The following is a 15,431-nucleotide window of genomic DNA, read 5'->3' on the forward strand; positions in this document are numbered from 1 at the left end:
AGACATCGGACTCCCATGCCCAACCATCCTCTCAGCCTGTGCGAGGAATGCGATCTGCTCCAGCGCAGTCCCCCGCTGCCGCCGCGCGGTTCGTCGCGTTGCCTGCGCTGTGGCCATCGGCTGCATCGGCATCGGCCGGCAAGCCTGGATCGCACCCTGGCCTTCGCGCTCACCGGGCTGATCCTGTTCGTCGTCGCCAACAGCTTTCCGTTTTTATCGTTCGAGATGCAGGGACAGCACACCGAGACGACGCTGTTCAGCGGTGTCGCCGAGCTCGCCGAACAGGGCAAGGCCGAGGTGGCGGCAGTGGTGTTCTTCACCGCGATCCTGGCGCCGGCTTTGCAGTTGCTGCTGTTGCTGATCGTGTTGGCGCCGTTGCGGCTCGGGCGCGGCCTGCCGCCCGGCTATCCGACGCTGTTCCGCTGGTTCAAGACCATGCTGCCCTGGGGCATGATGGATGTGTTCCTGATCGGCATCCTGGTGTCGGTGGTCAAGCTCGCGGACATGGCGACCATCGTCCCGGGGACCTCGTTGTTCGCCTTCGTGCTGTTGATCTTCGCGCTGGCGGCGGCGCAGGCGGCGCTCGATCCGGAGATCGTCTGGGAGCGGGTGCCGCTGCCGGCGCGGGTGCGGCGGCCGCCGCAGGCGGGTGAGCGCGTGCTCGGCTGCACGGTCTGCGAACTGGTGGTGCCGGAGCGGGAGGCGCTCCGCGACCAGGGTCTGGGCGCGCAAGTCGAGGCGAGTCTGGAGAGCGCGCTGGCGGTGCCCGTCGGCGACGCCCACCGGCGCTGTCCGCGCTGCGGTCACATCCTGCACCGGCGCAAGCCGAAAAGCCTCCAGCGCACCTGGGCGCTGGTGCTGGCGGCGCTTGTGTTCTATGTGCCGGCCAATGTCTTGCCGGTGATGACGGTGACCAGCCTCGGGCAGACACAATCGGATACCATCCTCAGCGGCGTCGTCTTCCTCATCGAGCATGGCATGCTGCCCTTGGCCGCCATCCTCTTCATTGCCAGTGTCTTCGTGCCGCTGTTGAAACTCTTGATCCTGATCTTTTTGCTGCTCTCGGTGCAGTGGCGCTCGCGCTGGCGTCCGCGTGACCGCACCCGGCTCTATCGCATCACCGAGGCCATCGGCCGCTGGTCGATGGTCGATGTCTATGTGGTGACCATCCTGGTCGCCTTGGTCCATCTCGGCAATCTCGCCAGCATCCAGGCCGAGGCCGGCGCGGTGTTCTTCTGCGCGGTGGTGATCCTGACCATGTTCGCGGCGATGAGCTTCGACCCGCGCCTGATCTGGGATGCCGCCGCCGAGACCGGACCGGCGCCGAATCGCGCCCCGGCCCTGCCCAAGGCGCCTTCCAAGGCAGCACCCAAGGCGCCACGAGCACACAGCGAGGCCGTTGTCGATGTCGGCTGAATCCGACCAATCCGACGCAAACCAGGTCGCCGAGACGTGGGACAGCGGCCTGCCGATGCCCGATGCCCCGTTACCCGAGGCGCGCGTGGTCAAGGCCGATCGGCTGTCGTTGGTCTGGCTGCTGCCGCTCCTGGCGCTGGCGGTCGGCGGCTGGCTGGCCTACAAGACCTGGTCCGAACAGGGGCCGACCATCACCATCGGTTTCAAGAGCGCGGCCGGACTCCAGGCGGGCAAGACCAAGGTCAAGTTCAACGATGTCGAGATCGGTCGGGTGACGACGATCAGCCTCAGTGACGACCTCGACGGCGTCGTCGTCAAGGCGGAGCTGACCCGCGATTCGGAACGCTATCTCACCGAGCGGACCCGCTTCTGGGTGGCGCGCCCGCGCGTTACCGCCAGTCATGTCTCCGGCTTGGAGACCTTGCTCTCGGGCGCCTATATCGCCATCGATCCGGTCACCGAGGGCAAGCCGGCGCGCGACTTCCAGGGCCTGACCGATCCGCCGGTGATCGCCACCAATGAGCCGGGCACGCGCTTTCGGCTGCGCTCGCCGACGCTCGGCTCGTTGAATCTGGGCTCGCCGGTCTATTTTCGCCACATCCAGGTCGGTCAGGTGGTGAACTACGAACTCGATCCGGATGGCAACGCCGTCACCATCGATGTCTTCGTCACCCAGCCGCATGATCGCCTGGTCTTCGTCAACACCCGTTTCTGGAACACCAGCGGGATCGATGTCAGCCTCTCCGCCGATGGGATCAGTGTCGATACCGAATCCTTGCTGGCGTTGGTGCTCGGCGGGATCGCCTTCGATACCCCGGACATGATCGACGCCAAGGGCGCGCCGGCCACCGCCGATCAGTTCTTCCCGCTCTACCCGAACCGGCGGGCGGCGCATGAGCGCATCTACCTTAAAAAGCAGCGCTATCTGATGGTGTTCTCGGGCTCGGTGCGCGGACTCAGCGTCGGCGCGCCGGTGTTGCTGCATGGGATCCAGATCGGCAAGGTGCTCGATATCCAGTTGCGCTTCGACCCCGATGAACTGGACTTCTCGATCCCGGTGCTGATCGAGATCGAGCCCGAGCGCATCAGCGTCGACGAGGGCGTCGAGCGGACCCTGGTCAACGATCCCAATCTGCTGAATCAGCTCGTCGCCAGCGGCCTGCGCGGACAGTTGAAGACCGGCAGCCTGCTCACCGGACAGCTCTATGTGGATCTGGATTTCCATCCCGACGCGCCGAGCGCGAGTCTGGAACAGCGCAATGGCTATACGGTCTTGCCGACGCGACCGGCGCCGATCGCGGAGGTGACGACCAAGGTCAAGAACATCCTCACCGAGATCGAGGCCCTGCCGCTGACGCAGATCGGCGCTGATCTCAGCGGCATCCTCGCCAGTACGCGCGAACTGGTCGATGCCGAGGCGACCCAACAGACGCTCGCCGACCTCGAGCGCACGATCGCCGATCTGCGCTCGGTGTCCGGCCAACTCGACGCCACGCTGGCGCCCGAGCTGGACAGGGTGCTGCGCCAGGCCGGGCAGACGCTGGTCAGCGTCAACGGCCTGATCGGTCCCGATGGTCCCCTCAGTGGCGAGACCTTGCGTACAATGCGCGAACTCAGCGCGGCAGCGCGCTCGATTCGCACCTTTGCGGATTACCTGGATCGACATCCGGAGGCCCTGATTCAGGGCAAGGGAGGAAGACAACGATGATCGACGGACTCAGACGGCCGGTGCTGACGATCCTGATGCTCGCGCTGCTGAGCGCCTGCGCCACCTCGCCATCGTCGCGCTTCTACACCTTGACGCCCTTGCCCGAGGCCGCAGGGCGCGGCGCGGATATCCGTGGCGGCGACCTGGCGATCGGCATCGGTCCGGTGGTGTTTCCGCAGTTCCTCGATCGCCCGCAGCTGGTCGTGCGCGATGGCTCCAATCGGCTGGAGCTGGAGGAATTCAACCGCTGGGGCGGCACCCTGCAGGACGACTTTTTGCGCGTCTGGGGCGAGAACCTGGGATATCTGCTCAACACCAGCCGCATCCTCATCTTGCCGTCCGAGGCGCGCCTGCCACTGGATTTTCGCATCACCGCCGAGGTGGTGAGCTTTGAGGGCCGCCGGGGCGACGAGGCCACGCTCAAGGTGCGCTGGGCGGTGATGGACCAGCGCCTCGAGCAATCCCTGGTCGCGCGTGAAGATCTGTATCGTTGCCCCGTCGCGTCGGCGCCGCGTCAGAACCAATCCCCGTCCGGGCCCGCTGCGGGCATGATGGCTGCCGCCGATGCGTCGGAGGCCATGGTGGCCGCGATGAGCCGCTGTCTCGGCCGGTTCAGCCAGGATGTGGCCGAGGCTCTGCGCCAACTGCCAAAGCCACGGCCACCGGAGCCAGATTTCTTTTAGCGGAATGCGGTCATTCGCGGAGGATACAGATGAGTCGGATCCCCTCGCAATTCGGGGCGCGTCACAGGCGCGCGCATGACCTCCCGGAGGTCGGCGAGGCGGCCGCCTCCAGCCCGACCTGGCCGAGATGGCAAGGCCGGCGGCACAGTCGCCGACTCGGGCGGGCCTCCGCGCTCGTCGCCAGCGCGCTGCTGTGCATGGTGACGACGATCGCCGTTGCGGACGACGACAGCGACCCGCCTGACAAGGGCAGCGGCCAGGCCAACGCGTCGAAGACGCCACCGCCCTCGGTCGTCGTCGCTGCGGTACAGAACCAGGATGTGGCCGCCGAGCGGCGTTACATCGGCACCATCAAGGCCATCCAGTCGGTCGATGTGCGCGCGCGCGTCGAGGGCTTCCTGGAGCAGGTCGCGTTCCAGCAGGGCCGGACGGTCGAGAAGCGGCAACTGCTCTATCGGATCGAGCAGGCTCAATATCGAGCGACCCTGGCCAATGCCGAAGGCCAACTCGCGGCGGCCGAGGCGGAACTGGCCAGCGCCCAGGCGACGCTGGCAGACAAGCAGGCCGATTTCGAACGCTTCGAGGTGCTGGTGAAGAAGGGCGACGCCTCGCGGACCGATTTCGACCGCGCCAAGGCACAGCGCGACGAGGCCAAGGCCACTGTCGAGAACGCCAAGGCCCGCATCAAGCAGGCGCAGGCGGCGATCGAGACGGCGAAGATCAATCTCGGCTACACCACCATCACCAGCCCGATCGCCGGGCGCATCGGCGCGACGAACTACACCGAGGGCAACCTGGTCAATCCCGGCAGCGGCACCCTGGCGACGGTCGTGCAGCTCGATCCGATCCGCGCCGTGTTCTCGATTCCGAGCGCGGATTTCGTGCGCATCCAGCAGCGGGTGGCCGACGACGGCGCCGACCATGCCCGCGCGCTGTTCGTGCCGCATCTGATCCTGCCGACCGGCGAGACCTATGACCACCAGGGCAAGATCTCGTTCGCCGACAACCGGGTCAACCCCGCGACCGGCACCATCCCGATCTACGCCGACTTCCCGAATCCGGAGCGGTTGCTGCTGCCGGGGCAGTTCGTGACCGCCGTGGTGCGCACCGCCGAAACCCAGCAGGAGCCGGTGGTGCCGGCCGCGGCGATCCTGCGCACCCGCGAGGGCGAACAGGTCTATCTGGTCGGCAAGGACAACCGCGTCGAGCAGCGCCCGATCAAGACCGGGATCCAGGTCGGCACGGGCTATGCCGTGACCTCGGGCTTGCAGAGCGGCGAGATCGTCATCGTCTCCGGCGTGCAGAAGGTCAAGCCCGGCATGGAGGTGACGCCGATGACCCAGAGCGCGCGCGCGGAGCGGCGCGGCAACGGGTCGGCGGCGACCGCAACCCGCAACGGCGCGAGCGACTCGCAATGATCGCCAAGACCTTTGTCGAGCGGCCGCGGCTGGCGGCGGTGATCTCCATCGTGCTGGTGGTCGCCGGTTTGCTAGCGATCGTTGCCATGCCGGTGGCGCAGTATCCCAACATCACGCCGCCAGTGGTCAAGGTCACGGCCACCTATCCGGGGGCCGATGCCCAGACCATCGCCGATACCGTCGGCAGTCCGATCGAGCAACAGGTCAATGGCGTCGAGGGCATGCTGTATATGTCCTCGGTGGCTTCCAGTGCCGGCAGCTACACGCTCACGGTCAGCTTCGAGGTTGGCACGGATGCCGATATCGCCCAGGTCAACACCCAGAATCGGGTCTCGCAGGCGCTGGCCTTGCTGCCGCAAGAGGTGCAGGCGCTGGGCGTCAAGGTGCAGGCCGAGTCCACCAATCTGCTGCTGGTGGTGTCGGTCTACTCGCCCGACGAGAGCAAGGACGCGCTCTTCCTGTCGAACTTCGCCACCATCAACATCCAGGACGAGCTGGCGCGGGTGACCGGCGTCGGCGCGGCGAATCAGTTCGGCCCGCTCAACTACTCGATGCGCATTTGGCTGCAGCCGGCGCGCATGGCCGCGCTTGGCATCACGCCGCAGGATGTGAAGCAGGCGATTCAGGAGCAGAACATCCAGGCCGCGCTCGGCTCGATCGGTGCGCCGCCGATCGGCGACGATCAGGTTTCGCAATTCACCATCGTCACCGAAGGACAGTTGATCACGCCGGAAGCGTTCGGCCAGATCGTGGTGCGCAGCGCCGATGACGGTGCCATCGTGCGCCTCTCCGACATCGCCGAGGTCGAGCTTGGCTCCCAGACCTATAACGCGGTGACCAAATTCAACGGCAAGCCCGCCGCCGGCATCGCCATCTACCAAGCGCCCGGGGCCAATGCGCTCGGTGTCGCCAAGGGGGTGCGCGCCCAGTTGGAGACGCTCAAGGCGCGCTTCCCGGACGGCGTCGCCGCCGAGGTGATGTACGACTCGACGCTGTTCGTCACTACCTCGATCGACGAGATCGTCGTCACCCTGGCGATCACCGCCGTGATCGTGCTTTTGGTGGTGTTCGTGTTCCTGCAGGATCTGCGCGCGACCATCGTGCCAGCGGTGACCATTCCGGTGTCGCTGATCGGCGTCTTCATCGTCCTGCTCGCGGCCGGTTTTTCGGCCAACACCATCAGCCTGTTCGCGGTGGTGCTGGCGATCGGGCTGGTGGTCGACGATGCCATCGTCGTGGTCGAGAACGTGCAGCGCATCATGCTCGAAGAGGGGCTTGACCGCCGGGCCGCGACCCTCAAGGCGATGGAGCAGGTCACCGGGCCGATCGTCTCGACCACGCTGGTGTTGTTCGCCATCTTCGCCCCGGTCGCCTTCATCCCCGGCATCTCCGGCGAGCTGTTCCGACAGTTCGCGGTGACCATCTCGGCGGCGGTGGCGATCTCGTCGATCAATGCGCTGACACTGTCGCCGGTGCTGACCTCATTGTTTCTCGGGGTTCCGAAGGCGGCGCGCGGTGGCCCGTTCAAATGGTTCAACCACAGGCTTGAGCAGACCCGCAACGGCTATGTGAAGGTCGTCGCGCTGCTCGCGCGCCGATCGGCCATTGCCGGCCTCATGATTCTGCTGGCGGGTGGCGTCTCGGCGCTGATGATCGAGCAACTGCCAACGGGCTTCCTGCCGAACGAGGATCAGGGCGTGCTGTTCCTCGATGCCAGCCTGCCGAGTGGTGCCGCGTTGCCGCGCACCAGTGAGGTGCTGGCGCAGGTGCGCGAGATCGCCGAGCAGACCGAGGGCGTGCACAGTGTGCTGACGGTGGCGGGTTTCAGCCTGCTGACCAGCTCGCCGTCGTCGGATGCCGGCCTGGCGGTCATCGTGCTCGACCCCTGGGATGAACGCACCACGCCGGAGACCGGGTTGCGCGGCTTGATCCAGACCCTAAACGCCCAGTTCAACGCGATACCGGCGGCGAATATCCTGCTCTTCCCGCCGCCGCCGATCCCGGGGCTTGGCAATGCCGGTGGCTTCGCGCTGCAGCTGCAGGCGCGCGGCGGGCAGTCGCCGCAAGAACTCACGCAGGTGTTAAAGGGCTATCTGGCCGCCGCCAATCAACACCCGGACGTGGCGAACGCCTATTCGACCTTCAATGCCGATACCCCGCGCATCCAGCTGGACCTGGATCGCACCCAGGCCCAATATCTGGATGTGCCGGTCGCGGCGGTGTTCAACACCATGCAATCGGTGTTCGGCAGCAGCTATGTGAACAACTTCACCTATCTCGGCCGGACCTTCCAGGTCAACTTGCAGGCCGAGCAGGACGCACGCTCAGCGGCCGCCGACATCGGTTCGACCTATGTGCGCTCGAACACCGGCGAGATGGTGCCGATCGAGGTGATTGCCGATATTCGCAGCGAGCTGGGCGCGAACCTGGTGTTTCGCTACAACCAATTCCTCACCGCTGCGATCAATGGCGGCGCGCCGCCCGGCACATCGACCAGCGCGGCGATGGCAGCGATGGAAGCGACCGCCAAGCAGTCGTTGCCCGAGGGTTATTCCTATGAATGGACCGGGATGTCCTATCAGGAGGCCGCGCAGAGTGCCGGTGGCGAAGCCGCCATCTTCGGGCTTGCGCTGTTGTTCGGCTATCTGTTCCTGGTCGCGCTCTACGAGAGCTGGGCGATCCCCTTCGCGGTGTTGACCTCGGTGGTCATCGCCTTGCTTGGCGCGCTGCTGACGCTGTGGATCATCGGTCTGGATAACAACCTCTATACCCAGATCGGCCTGGTGCTGCTGATCGGCCTGGCGGCGAAGAACGCGATCCTGATCGTCGAGTTCGCCAAGGAGCAGCGCGAGGACGGCAAGACCCGCTTCGACGCCGCCATCGCCGGGGCGCGGATGCGCTTCCGCGCGGTGCTGATGACGGCGATGGCCTTCATCATCGGTCTCTTGCCGCTGGTGCTGGCCAGCGGTGCCGGCGCCAACTCACGGCTTCACCTCGGCTTCACCGTGCTCGGCGGCATGCTGGCGGCGACCATCTTCGGCATCCTGGTGATCCCGGGGCTGTACGTCATGTTCCAGTGGATTGGCGACAGGATCGGCGCGCTGCTTGGGCGGCAGGGCGATGAGAACGCCTCGGAGACCGAGTCCAAGGCGGGGTCCAAGGCCGGCTAAAGCAAAGCCACCCTGGATCAGGGTCGCGTCCCGGAAACAAGGGCAAGGATGCCCGACCGCCCCACCAATGCGGATCTATCCGCGCGGGCTATCCAGGGCATAGGCCGATGGCGGCAGGATCGGCTCGCGCTCCAGCACCAGGTCGCTGATCAGCCGGGCCGAGGCCGGGCCGGTGACCAGTCCATTGCGGAAATGGCCAGCGTTGACGTAGAGCCCTTCGACCTCGGGGTAGGGGCCGATATAGGGGATGCCGCTCGGCGAGCCGGGCCGCAGCCCGGCCCAGTGATCCTCGATCGGGGTGCGCTTGAGGAGCGGAAACATCTCGGTGGCGACCCGATACAGCTCCTCCTTGGCCTCGGCGGTGGTGCGCTTCTCGAAACCGGCCTCCTCCAGTGTGCTGCCGATCAGCACCCGGCCGTCCTTGCGCGGGATCACATAGCGCTCGCGGTAGAGCGACAGATGGCGAATCTGGCCAGGCTTGGCATAGAACAGGATCATCTGTCCGCGCACCGGATGGATATTGGGCTTGCGCCCGAGCTTCTCGAGCAGTTGCGCGGTCCAGGCCCCGGTGCAGACGATCACATGCTCGGCCTCGATGCGCCCGGCGGTGGTCTTGGCCCCGCGCACGCGGCCATCCTCGACCAGCAGATCCAGCACCTCCTCGCGCTCGTGCATCTCGATGCGCTTGCCGATGCTCGCATGCAGGGCCTTGGTCAGGCGCGGATTGCGGATCTGCGCGACCTCGGGCATCCACAGCGCGCCGTCGGTCTCCACCGCCAGGCCCGGCTCCTTCTCGGCGATCGCGGCGCGGTCCAGCGGCTCCATCGCCGCCTGCTCGGTGTCCGCCCAGCGGAGCGCCAGTTCGGGGGACTCGGGATCGAGGATCATCATCCCGGAGCGGCTGTACTCGGGGTCGACACCGGTCTCCTCGAACAGCGTCTCGCAGAACGCCGGATAGGCGCGTTGGCTCCAGCTCGCCAAGGCCGTGACCGCGCCGCGGTAGCGCCAGGGATAGAGCGGCGAGAGGATGCCGCCGCCGGCCCAGGACGATTCCTTGCCGGTGCTGCCCATCTCGACCAGCGTCACCTCGGCGCCGGCCTGGATCAATTCACGCGCCGTCATCAGGCCGATGACGCCGCCGCCAATAATCAGGATCTTGGTTGTCATGCTCAAACGTGATGCTGTTCGGCACCGGCCTGCTGCGCGCGCGGCTCGGCACCTGTCGGTTGGAGTTCTTTCGGCAGCGCGAACACCACCTGCTCGCGCAGGCCGGAGTGTTCGTCCACCGTGGCGGCCCCCCAGTCCCTGAGCTTGGCGATGACCTGTTCGACCAACAGCTCGGGGGCCGAGGCGCCGGCGGTGAGCGCGACCCGCGCGCCGGCGTGCAGCCAATCGCGCTGGATCTCCTCGGCGCCGTCGATCAGATAGGCGGGGATGCCTTGCCTCTCGGCCAGTTCGCGCAGGCGGTTGGAATTGGAGCTGTTGGCGGAGCCGACCACCAGCATCAGATCGGCCTCGGCGGCGAGCGCGCGCACCGCGTCCTGGCGGTTCTGGGTGGCGTAGCAGATGTCGCTCTTGCGCGGGCCGGTCAGGTTCGGGAAGCGCGCCTGCAGGGCCTCGATGACGCTGGCGGTGTCGTCGACCGAGAGCGTGGTTTGGGTGACATAGGCGACCCGGTCCGGATCCTGGACCACCAGATCGGCGACCTCGGCGGCGGTCTCGATCAGGTGCATGCGCCCGCCATCGGCCTGACACTGGCCGAGCGTGCCTTCGACCTCCGGATGACCGCGATGGCCGATCAGCACCACATCGAAGCCGGCCTTGCAGTGGCGCGCGACCTCCAGATGGACCTTGGTCACCAGCGGGCAGGTGGCATCGAAGATGCGCAGACCGCGCGCGGCGGCCTCCTCGCGCACCTGCCGAGAGACGCCGTGGGCGCTGAAGATGCAGATGGCGCCGTCCGGGATCGCGGCGATCTGGTCGACGAAGATCGCGCCGCGCTTGCGCAGATCGTCGACCACATAGCGGTTGTGCACCACCTCGTGGCGGACGTAGATGGGCGCGCCATAGAGTTCGAGCACACGCTCGACGATGTCGATGGCGCGATCGACACCGGCGCAGAAGCCGCGTGGATTGGCGAGAAGGATGTCCATGGGGGCAAGGGCCTTGGGGCCGGGCTGGGCAATCATGGTCCCCATTCTAGCAGCCATGTCGCAGTCGGGCAGTCGGGTGATGCCGAAGGTGGCACCCGTGCTTGTCTCAGGGCGCGCGAGCCAAAGCTCAGCGCGCGTTGTAGAAGGTAAAGGGGAAAGTTCGACGGCGAGCTTGGCGATTTGGAAGCTACAATTGACGAATCGGTCCAGGATATCGTGCCACCAGCCCATCAGCCGTCAATAAGGTGAGCCCCTCGACCATGGCTTGAGCGATCAGGAGACGGTCGAAGGGGTCTTTGTGGATGACCGGCAGATTTTCGACCATCAGTGTATGAAGGCCGTTGATCGCCAGCTCATGGTAGCCATTGTCTAGCAGGCCACGACGTAGCCTGTTTGGATCGACCTTGAAATCGTCGCGGCGGAGTCCGCGCTTGATGACAATTTCCCAAAGACTGGCGGCGCTGAAATGGAGACTGTTCTCCGGTGCCTCTATCAGTGCGCGAGCCTCGACGGAAAGCCGCTCTGGAATGCCGGCGGCCCAGAGCAACACATGCGTATCCAGAAGCAGCCTCATCCGTTCTAACGCAAAAAAGCCGCACCGTTTAAGGCGAGGTGGTTGACGTTCAGCACTCGAACAGGTCCGCGAGGCTGTCATTGCCCATGCGATCGAAATCATCAGGCACGCTGAGCTGTCCCGCCATGAAGCCCAACCGCCTGGGAACGCCGGCTTCGAGCGCATCGATCGGCATGACCTTGACCAACGGCCGACCAGCCTTGGCGATGACGAAGGCATCGCCGCTAGCGGCCTGCTCGACGAGACGCGACAGGTGGGTCTTGGCTTGATGAATATTGATGGTTCGCATGATGTTTGTCGCGCTAAACTCAGTCCAGTGAGTTTAGTTTGTGTCGCTTATCGTGACAAGCCATCTTGAGCCATCATCATGTCTGGCGTAGCAGCAGGCCGGCCTCGCGAATCGCATCGCGGGAGCCGGTCAGCGTCGGGTTGCCTTGGTATTCAAAGTAATCCTTCATGACGTTCCAGCCAAGCTCTTGGGTGAACTCGAAGGCCTTGATCAGGCCTTGCTGCTCCAAGCGTGACAGCGGACGCTGATTGTGCAATTGCACAGCTTCTTCAAGCTGCGCCAGCGCGCGCACAGAGTTGTTCAGGCGTTGTTGCCAACGGATGTCAGCGGATTGGGCGTCCTGTATCATCGGGCGGCCGTATAAAGTTCATGGAGCTTGCATTTGCTGTGAAAGAGGCTGAAGAGGGGTGATCAAGAGGATTTTGTTCAGTTGGCTCGGCTGGACTGATCTCCGGGCCGCTCAAGGAGTGAACGACGTTGGCATCGGGCCGGTCGCGCAAGCCTTGGCGACCGGCTGGTTTAGCGAGTTGGCGCTGATCTGCGACTGTAGTGTCTCAGAAACCCAGGACTATCTCGACTGGCTTGGACAGCGTGATCTGACTCCCGTCACACTGCATCAGGTCGAGCTGGACAGCCCAACCGACTTCGATGCCATCTATCGGCATGCGCGGCGTATCGTTGCCGAGACGCTCGCAGACCGCCCCCCCAGCCAGCCCGAATTCACCTTTCACCTCAGTCCTGGCACACCCGCGATGGCTGCGGTCTGGATCATCCTCGCCAAGACCCGGTTCCCAGCCGAACTGATCGAATCGTCCATCCGCCACGGTGTGCGACCGGTCTCGATTCCGTTCGAGATGGCCGCAGATTTCATCCCGGATCTGCTGCGCCGTCCGGATGCCGAACTCACGCGGCTGACTGCCGGCCTGCCACCTGCCGCCCCGGCCTTCGATGCCATCATCCACCAGAGCGCCGTGATGCAGCGTGTGGTCGCACGCGCCCGCCGCGTTGCGCTGCGCTCGATCCCGGTCCTGATCGAAGGCGAATCCGGCACCGGCAAGGAATTGCTCGCGCGTGCCATCCATCAGGCAAGCCCTCGCCGCGATCGGCCCATGGTCACGGTCAACTGCGGTGCCATTGCACCAGAGCTCATCGAATCCGAGCTGTTCGGCCATGAGAAGGGTGCCTTCACCGGAGCGACCGGTGCCCGCCAAGGTGTCTTCGAGGCCGCCGACACCGGAACCCTGTTCTTGGACGAGATCGGCGAACTGCCAAAGGCCGCCCAGGTGCGTTTCCTCCGTGCGCTCCAGGAAGGGGAGATTACTCGCGTGGGCGCCACTCGCGCCACCCGCGTCGACGTGCGCGTCATCGCCGCGACCAATCGCAGCCTGAGCCAGGAGGTGAGCGCCGGTCGGTTCCGCGAAGACTTGTTCTATCGGCTCGCAGTGGCGGTCATCGTCTTGCCGCCGCTGCGCGAGCGCAACGGCGACACCGCTTTGTTGCTCGATCGCCTGCTCGAGCAGGTCAACCGCGAGAGCGAGACCGAGCCCTGCTATGAGCCAAAGAAACTTTCAGTAGCTGCAAGAAAACGTTTGCTCGAGCACAGCTGGCCCGGCAATGTCCGCGAGCTGTTGAACACGCTGCGACGTGCTGCGGTCTGGACGCCCGGCGCGACCATCGACGCCGCCGATGCGCGCGATGCGTTGTTGCCACGCCCGAGCCGCGACGCTGACGACGCGTCAATCCTTGGCCGGGAGCTTAGAGAAGACTTTGATCTAAAAGCACTTCTAGATAACGTTGCGCGACACTATCTGGAGCGTGCGGTGGCGGTCTCGCAGGGCAACAAGACCCGTGCTGCCAAGCTGCTCGGCTTTGGGAACCCGACAACACTGAACAACTGGCTCAAGAAATACGAGCTTGAGCCATGATGGCATGCTCCCTGCTTTAGTCCCCGCGACACCAAAGCAGCATGGGCGTAGGATGTTTCAACAAGGCCAAGTCTTCCCGCATTGGATGCATCGAATGATCGGCGACGATTCGACCAACCAAGCCGCCGCTGCACTGCTCCGGCAGTTGTTCCGGAGCGGACTGCTGCGCGAGTATCGTGCTTGCTTGTATCGCGACAGTGGCATCTCCGGCATGCGCCAAGCACTCTCGATCAACCTCGGATCTCCGCTCGGTGAGTCAGATGCACTGGGAACGCAGCGCGGGCTCTGGCTGGTCGAGCAAGACAATCGCAAGCTCTTCCTTTACGGGCTGGAGAGCCCCTGCAATCCGACGCAGATTGGTGGCACGGTGATGCAAGGCAAACCGGTGCTGGAACCCGATTCCGCTTGGATGAAAACCTTGGCCAATGCGCTGGCTGCGCGCGTGCTCGGACGGCAGGCATCCGGCGCGGGACTTGCTGCATGCCCGCACGGAATGGCGCAGAGTCTCTTGGCTCGGGTGGAGCATGCCATCCTGCGCGCTGCCATCGCTGCGTTCTCACAGAGCCTGAGAGCCGATGTCGTCGCCATCCTGCAGCGCGAAGGGCAAGGCGATTGGGATGCGTACAACTTCTATCTGGATGCTGCCGGCCACCCCAACCGTAACCGGCTTCAAGCCGCGCACCGTTTCCCATTCTTCAGCCAAGCCCTGCGCACCGATTGGCGCTTGCGCCAACAGGTTGATCGCGGGGCGCCGTTGGTACGCACGCTCGCCGATGTTTATCAGACGCAGCGGCGCACGATTCAGCATTGCCGTCACTTCGAGCCCATGCGGATTGACCAGGAGCATAGAGCCACACTGCTGGCTCAGCTCGATCAGTTGCCGGTCGAGTATCTGCCCAAGACCGATGCCGATCATCGCGTGTTCCGAACGCTCTGGCAGCCGCTCGTCGATCTTGCGGCGGTGCTGCAGCGCGATGTCCGTGAACTCGCCGCTCCGTTCGCCCAGGGATGGGCTCAGGGCCATCGAGCATTAACCGATAAGTTGGGTGCAGCGCTCGACTTCGACGCGATCTACGCGTTCGCCCGCGCGACCTATCGTTATAGCCTGTATCCAGCGTTGGAAGCGGAGTTGGCCAAGCGCGGGCAAGCAGTTGAGATCGTCGAAGATCCGCCCGTCGCCTTCTTCGCAGCCTGGTTCGGACAGGTCGGCTTGCGACGCTTGGCGCAGATGGCCCTGCAATGGCGCGACGCCTATCGGCAGTTCAGCCTGGATCGGCTGGGTCTCTGCTACCCGAAGGCCGCAGCAAGTCTGGAGTGGTCCAGAATCATCGAGAACGCATCCGGGCACAGCCACGGTCACTACCGCATGATCGAGCTTACCAGTCGTCAGGCCCTAGAGCTTGAAGGGCGCGAGCAAGAGCATTGCGTCGCCAGTTACGCCGTGAAATGCCTGACGGGCGACAGCGCGCTGTTCTCGATCCGCGCTCGCACGACCGGTAAGATCTTGTCGACTTTCGAGGTCGACCTGCGGCGCGACAACCCCGTGTTGATCAAGCACTATGCAAAACGTAACGAGACGCCAGAACCGCCATTGCAGGCGGTTGGCGAGCGATTCGTCCAGCGTGTACTACAACCGATATCCAAGCAGCGCCTCTCTGCGATCCGCGACAGGCGCCGCAGCACTGGAGCCGCGATCATCCAACGGCTGGATTCTCCGGATTCGCTAGAGCCGGAGTTGAACGTGCAGGATCAGCATAAGCTGGCGGAGATGCTTGCGTTTACCCTTCCAGCGCAGGCGCGTAGACAAGGCTTGGTTCAGTTCCTTGAGCGAAACGGATTGCTCAAGCTGTTTATCCAAAATACGCAGCCGAAGCTTCCTCAGGTCGAGCTAGACGATGTAGCATGAAAACGGCTCTATCGTTTATCCTTTAGCCACTCAAAACAAACAGTCAGGAGGTGATCGTAACGATATACGTGCAACGACAACAGTCCGCAGCCAGCGAGACTAATTTATTTGCCTCGCTGCATCCTATTGGAGCTGTCCAGTTGAAAGTAGCCCTTCCCATGTCGTAACGCATGGGTTTCGCATGCCTGA

General features: G+C 64.6%; 12 protein-coding genes and 1 pseudogene. 7 read left to right on the forward strand and 6 right to left on the reverse strand.

Features of this window, described 5'->3' with window-relative positions; translation table 11 throughout:
- Positions 1-15: 15 nt before the first annotated feature.
- The 5 genes from ACLFQI_RS05350 to ACLFQI_RS05370 are packed head-to-tail and all read left to right on the forward strand — an operon-like array spanning position 16 to position 8,395.
- A complete protein-coding gene (locus ACLFQI_RS05350) occupies positions 16-1,416 on the forward strand; it encodes a paraquat-inducible protein A (RefSeq protein WP_410757847.1) in 1,401 nt (466 codons plus the stop codon).
- Complete coding sequence (locus tag ACLFQI_RS05355) at positions 1,406-3,124, forward strand: intermembrane transport protein PqiB (protein ID WP_410757848.1); 1,719 nt, start codon at positions 1,406-1,408, stop codon at positions 3,122-3,124. Before ACLFQI_RS05350 ends, ACLFQI_RS05355 begins: the two co-directional genes overlap by 11 nt.
- A complete protein-coding gene (locus ACLFQI_RS05360) occupies positions 3,121-3,807 on the forward strand; it encodes a membrane integrity-associated transporter subunit PqiC (RefSeq protein WP_410757849.1) in 687 nt (228 codons plus the stop codon). Before ACLFQI_RS05355 ends, ACLFQI_RS05360 begins: the two co-directional genes overlap by 4 nt.
- 29 nt (positions 3,808-3,836) lie before the next feature.
- Complete coding sequence (locus ACLFQI_RS05365) at positions 3,837-5,225, forward strand: efflux RND transporter periplasmic adaptor subunit (protein WP_410757850.1); 1,389 nt, start codon at positions 3,837-3,839, stop codon at positions 5,223-5,225.
- Positions 5,222-8,395 (forward strand): efflux RND transporter permease subunit, encoded by a 3,174-nt coding sequence (locus tag ACLFQI_RS05370; protein WP_410757851.1) that lies wholly within the window; start codon positions 5,222-5,224, stop codon positions 8,393-8,395. Before ACLFQI_RS05365 ends, ACLFQI_RS05370 begins: the two co-directional genes overlap by 4 nt.
- Positions 8,396-8,470: 75 nt before the next feature.
- Here the strand turns inward: ACLFQI_RS05370 and thiO are convergent, their stop codons facing one another.
- The 6 genes and pseudogenes from thiO to ACLFQI_RS05400 all read right to left on the reverse strand — a co-directional run bounded on the left by thiO (position 8,471) and on the right by ACLFQI_RS05400 (position 12,493).
- The gene (gene thiO, locus ACLFQI_RS05375) at positions 8,471-9,562 is read right to left on the reverse strand and encodes a glycine oxidase ThiO (protein ID WP_410757852.1); all 1,092 of its coding nucleotides are present in this window, start codon (positions 9,560-9,562) and stop codon (positions 8,471-8,473) included.
- Between the two features lie 2 nt (positions 9,563-9,564).
- A complete protein-coding gene (gene ispH, locus ACLFQI_RS05380; protein ID WP_410757853.1) occupies positions 9,565-10,548 on the reverse strand; it encodes a 4-hydroxy-3-methylbut-2-enyl diphosphate reductase in 984 nt (327 codons plus the stop codon).
- A gap of 187 nt (positions 10,549-10,735) precedes the next feature.
- Positions 10,736-11,122 (reverse strand): type II toxin-antitoxin system VapC family toxin, encoded by a 387-nt coding sequence (locus tag ACLFQI_RS05385; protein WP_410757854.1) that lies wholly within the window; start codon positions 11,120-11,122, stop codon positions 10,736-10,738.
- Positions 11,123-11,171: 49 nt separating this feature from the next.
- Positions 11,172-11,411 carry a type II toxin-antitoxin system Phd/YefM family antitoxin gene (locus tag ACLFQI_RS05390; protein WP_410757855.1) on the reverse strand — a complete coding sequence of 80 codons (240 nt, stop codon included), beginning with the start codon at positions 11,409-11,411 and terminating at the stop codon, positions 11,172-11,174.
- A gap of 100 nt (positions 11,412-11,511) precedes the next feature.
- Positions 11,512-11,760 (reverse strand): annotated as a pseudogene (locus ACLFQI_RS05395) (nucleotidyltransferase substrate binding protein); the annotation flags it as partial.
- A 205-nt stretch (positions 11,761-11,965) separates the two neighbouring features.
- Complete coding sequence (locus tag ACLFQI_RS05400) at positions 11,966-12,493, reverse strand: hypothetical protein (RefSeq protein ID WP_410757858.1); 528 nt, start codon at positions 12,491-12,493, stop codon at positions 11,966-11,968.
- Here ACLFQI_RS05400 and ACLFQI_RS05405 point away from each other — a divergent pair.
- Together ACLFQI_RS05405 and ACLFQI_RS05410 are read left to right on the forward strand one after the other, a co-directional pair.
- Entirely contained in the window at positions 12,386-13,336 is a 951-nt protein-coding gene (locus ACLFQI_RS05405; protein WP_410757857.1) for a sigma-54 interaction domain-containing protein, read from the forward strand. The genes ACLFQI_RS05400 and ACLFQI_RS05405 overlap by 108 nt on opposite strands.
- Before the next feature lie 94 nt (positions 13,337-13,430).
- On the forward strand, positions 13,431-15,242 hold the full coding sequence (locus ACLFQI_RS05410) for a PcfJ domain-containing protein (protein WP_410757856.1): 1,812 nt from the start codon (positions 13,431-13,433) through the stop codon (positions 15,240-15,242).
- The last annotated feature ends 189 nt before the right edge of the window (positions 15,243-15,431 follow it).

The sequence above is a fragment of the Halochromatium sp. genome (genome assembly GCF_046541315.1).
GTDB lineage: Bacteria > Pseudomonadota > Gammaproteobacteria > Chromatiales > Chromatiaceae > Lamprobacter.

Coding starts and splice junctions, on each gene's coding strand:
- ACLFQI_RS05350 (WP_410757847.1), top strand. CDS start 16: ATGCCCAACCATCCTCTCAGCCTGTGCGAGGAATGCGATCTGCTCCAG.
- ACLFQI_RS05390 (WP_410757855.1), bottom strand. CDS start 11,411: ATGCGAACCATCAATATTCATCAAGCCAAGACCCACCTGTCGCGTCTC.
- ACLFQI_RS05355 (WP_410757848.1), top strand. CDS start 1,406: ATGTCGGCTGAATCCGACCAATCCGACGCAAACCAGGTCGCCGAGACG.
- ACLFQI_RS05385 (WP_410757854.1), bottom strand. CDS start 11,122: ATGAGGCTGCTTCTGGATACGCATGTGTTGCTCTGGGCCGCCGGCATT.
- ACLFQI_RS05360 (WP_410757849.1), top strand. CDS start 3,121: ATGATCGACGGACTCAGACGGCCGGTGCTGACGATCCTGATGCTCGCG.
- ACLFQI_RS05400 (WP_410757858.1), bottom strand. CDS start 12,493: ATGGATGGCACGCGCGAGCAATTCCTTGCCGGTGCCGGATTCGCCTTC.
- thiO (WP_410757852.1), bottom strand. CDS start 9,562: ATGACAACCAAGATCCTGATTATTGGCGGCGGCGTCATCGGCCTGATG.
- ACLFQI_RS05365 (WP_410757850.1), top strand. CDS start 3,837: ATGAGTCGGATCCCCTCGCAATTCGGGGCGCGTCACAGGCGCGCGCAT.
- ACLFQI_RS05410 (WP_410757856.1), top strand. CDS start 13,431: ATGATCGGCGACGATTCGACCAACCAAGCCGCCGCTGCACTGCTCCGG.
- ACLFQI_RS05405 (WP_410757857.1), top strand. CDS start 12,386: ATGCAGCGTGTGGTCGCACGCGCCCGCCGCGTTGCGCTGCGCTCGATC.
- ispH (WP_410757853.1), bottom strand. CDS start 10,548: ATGGACATCCTTCTCGCCAATCCACGCGGCTTCTGCGCCGGTGTCGAT.
- ACLFQI_RS05370 (WP_410757851.1), top strand. CDS start 5,222: ATGATCGCCAAGACCTTTGTCGAGCGGCCGCGGCTGGCGGCGGTGATC.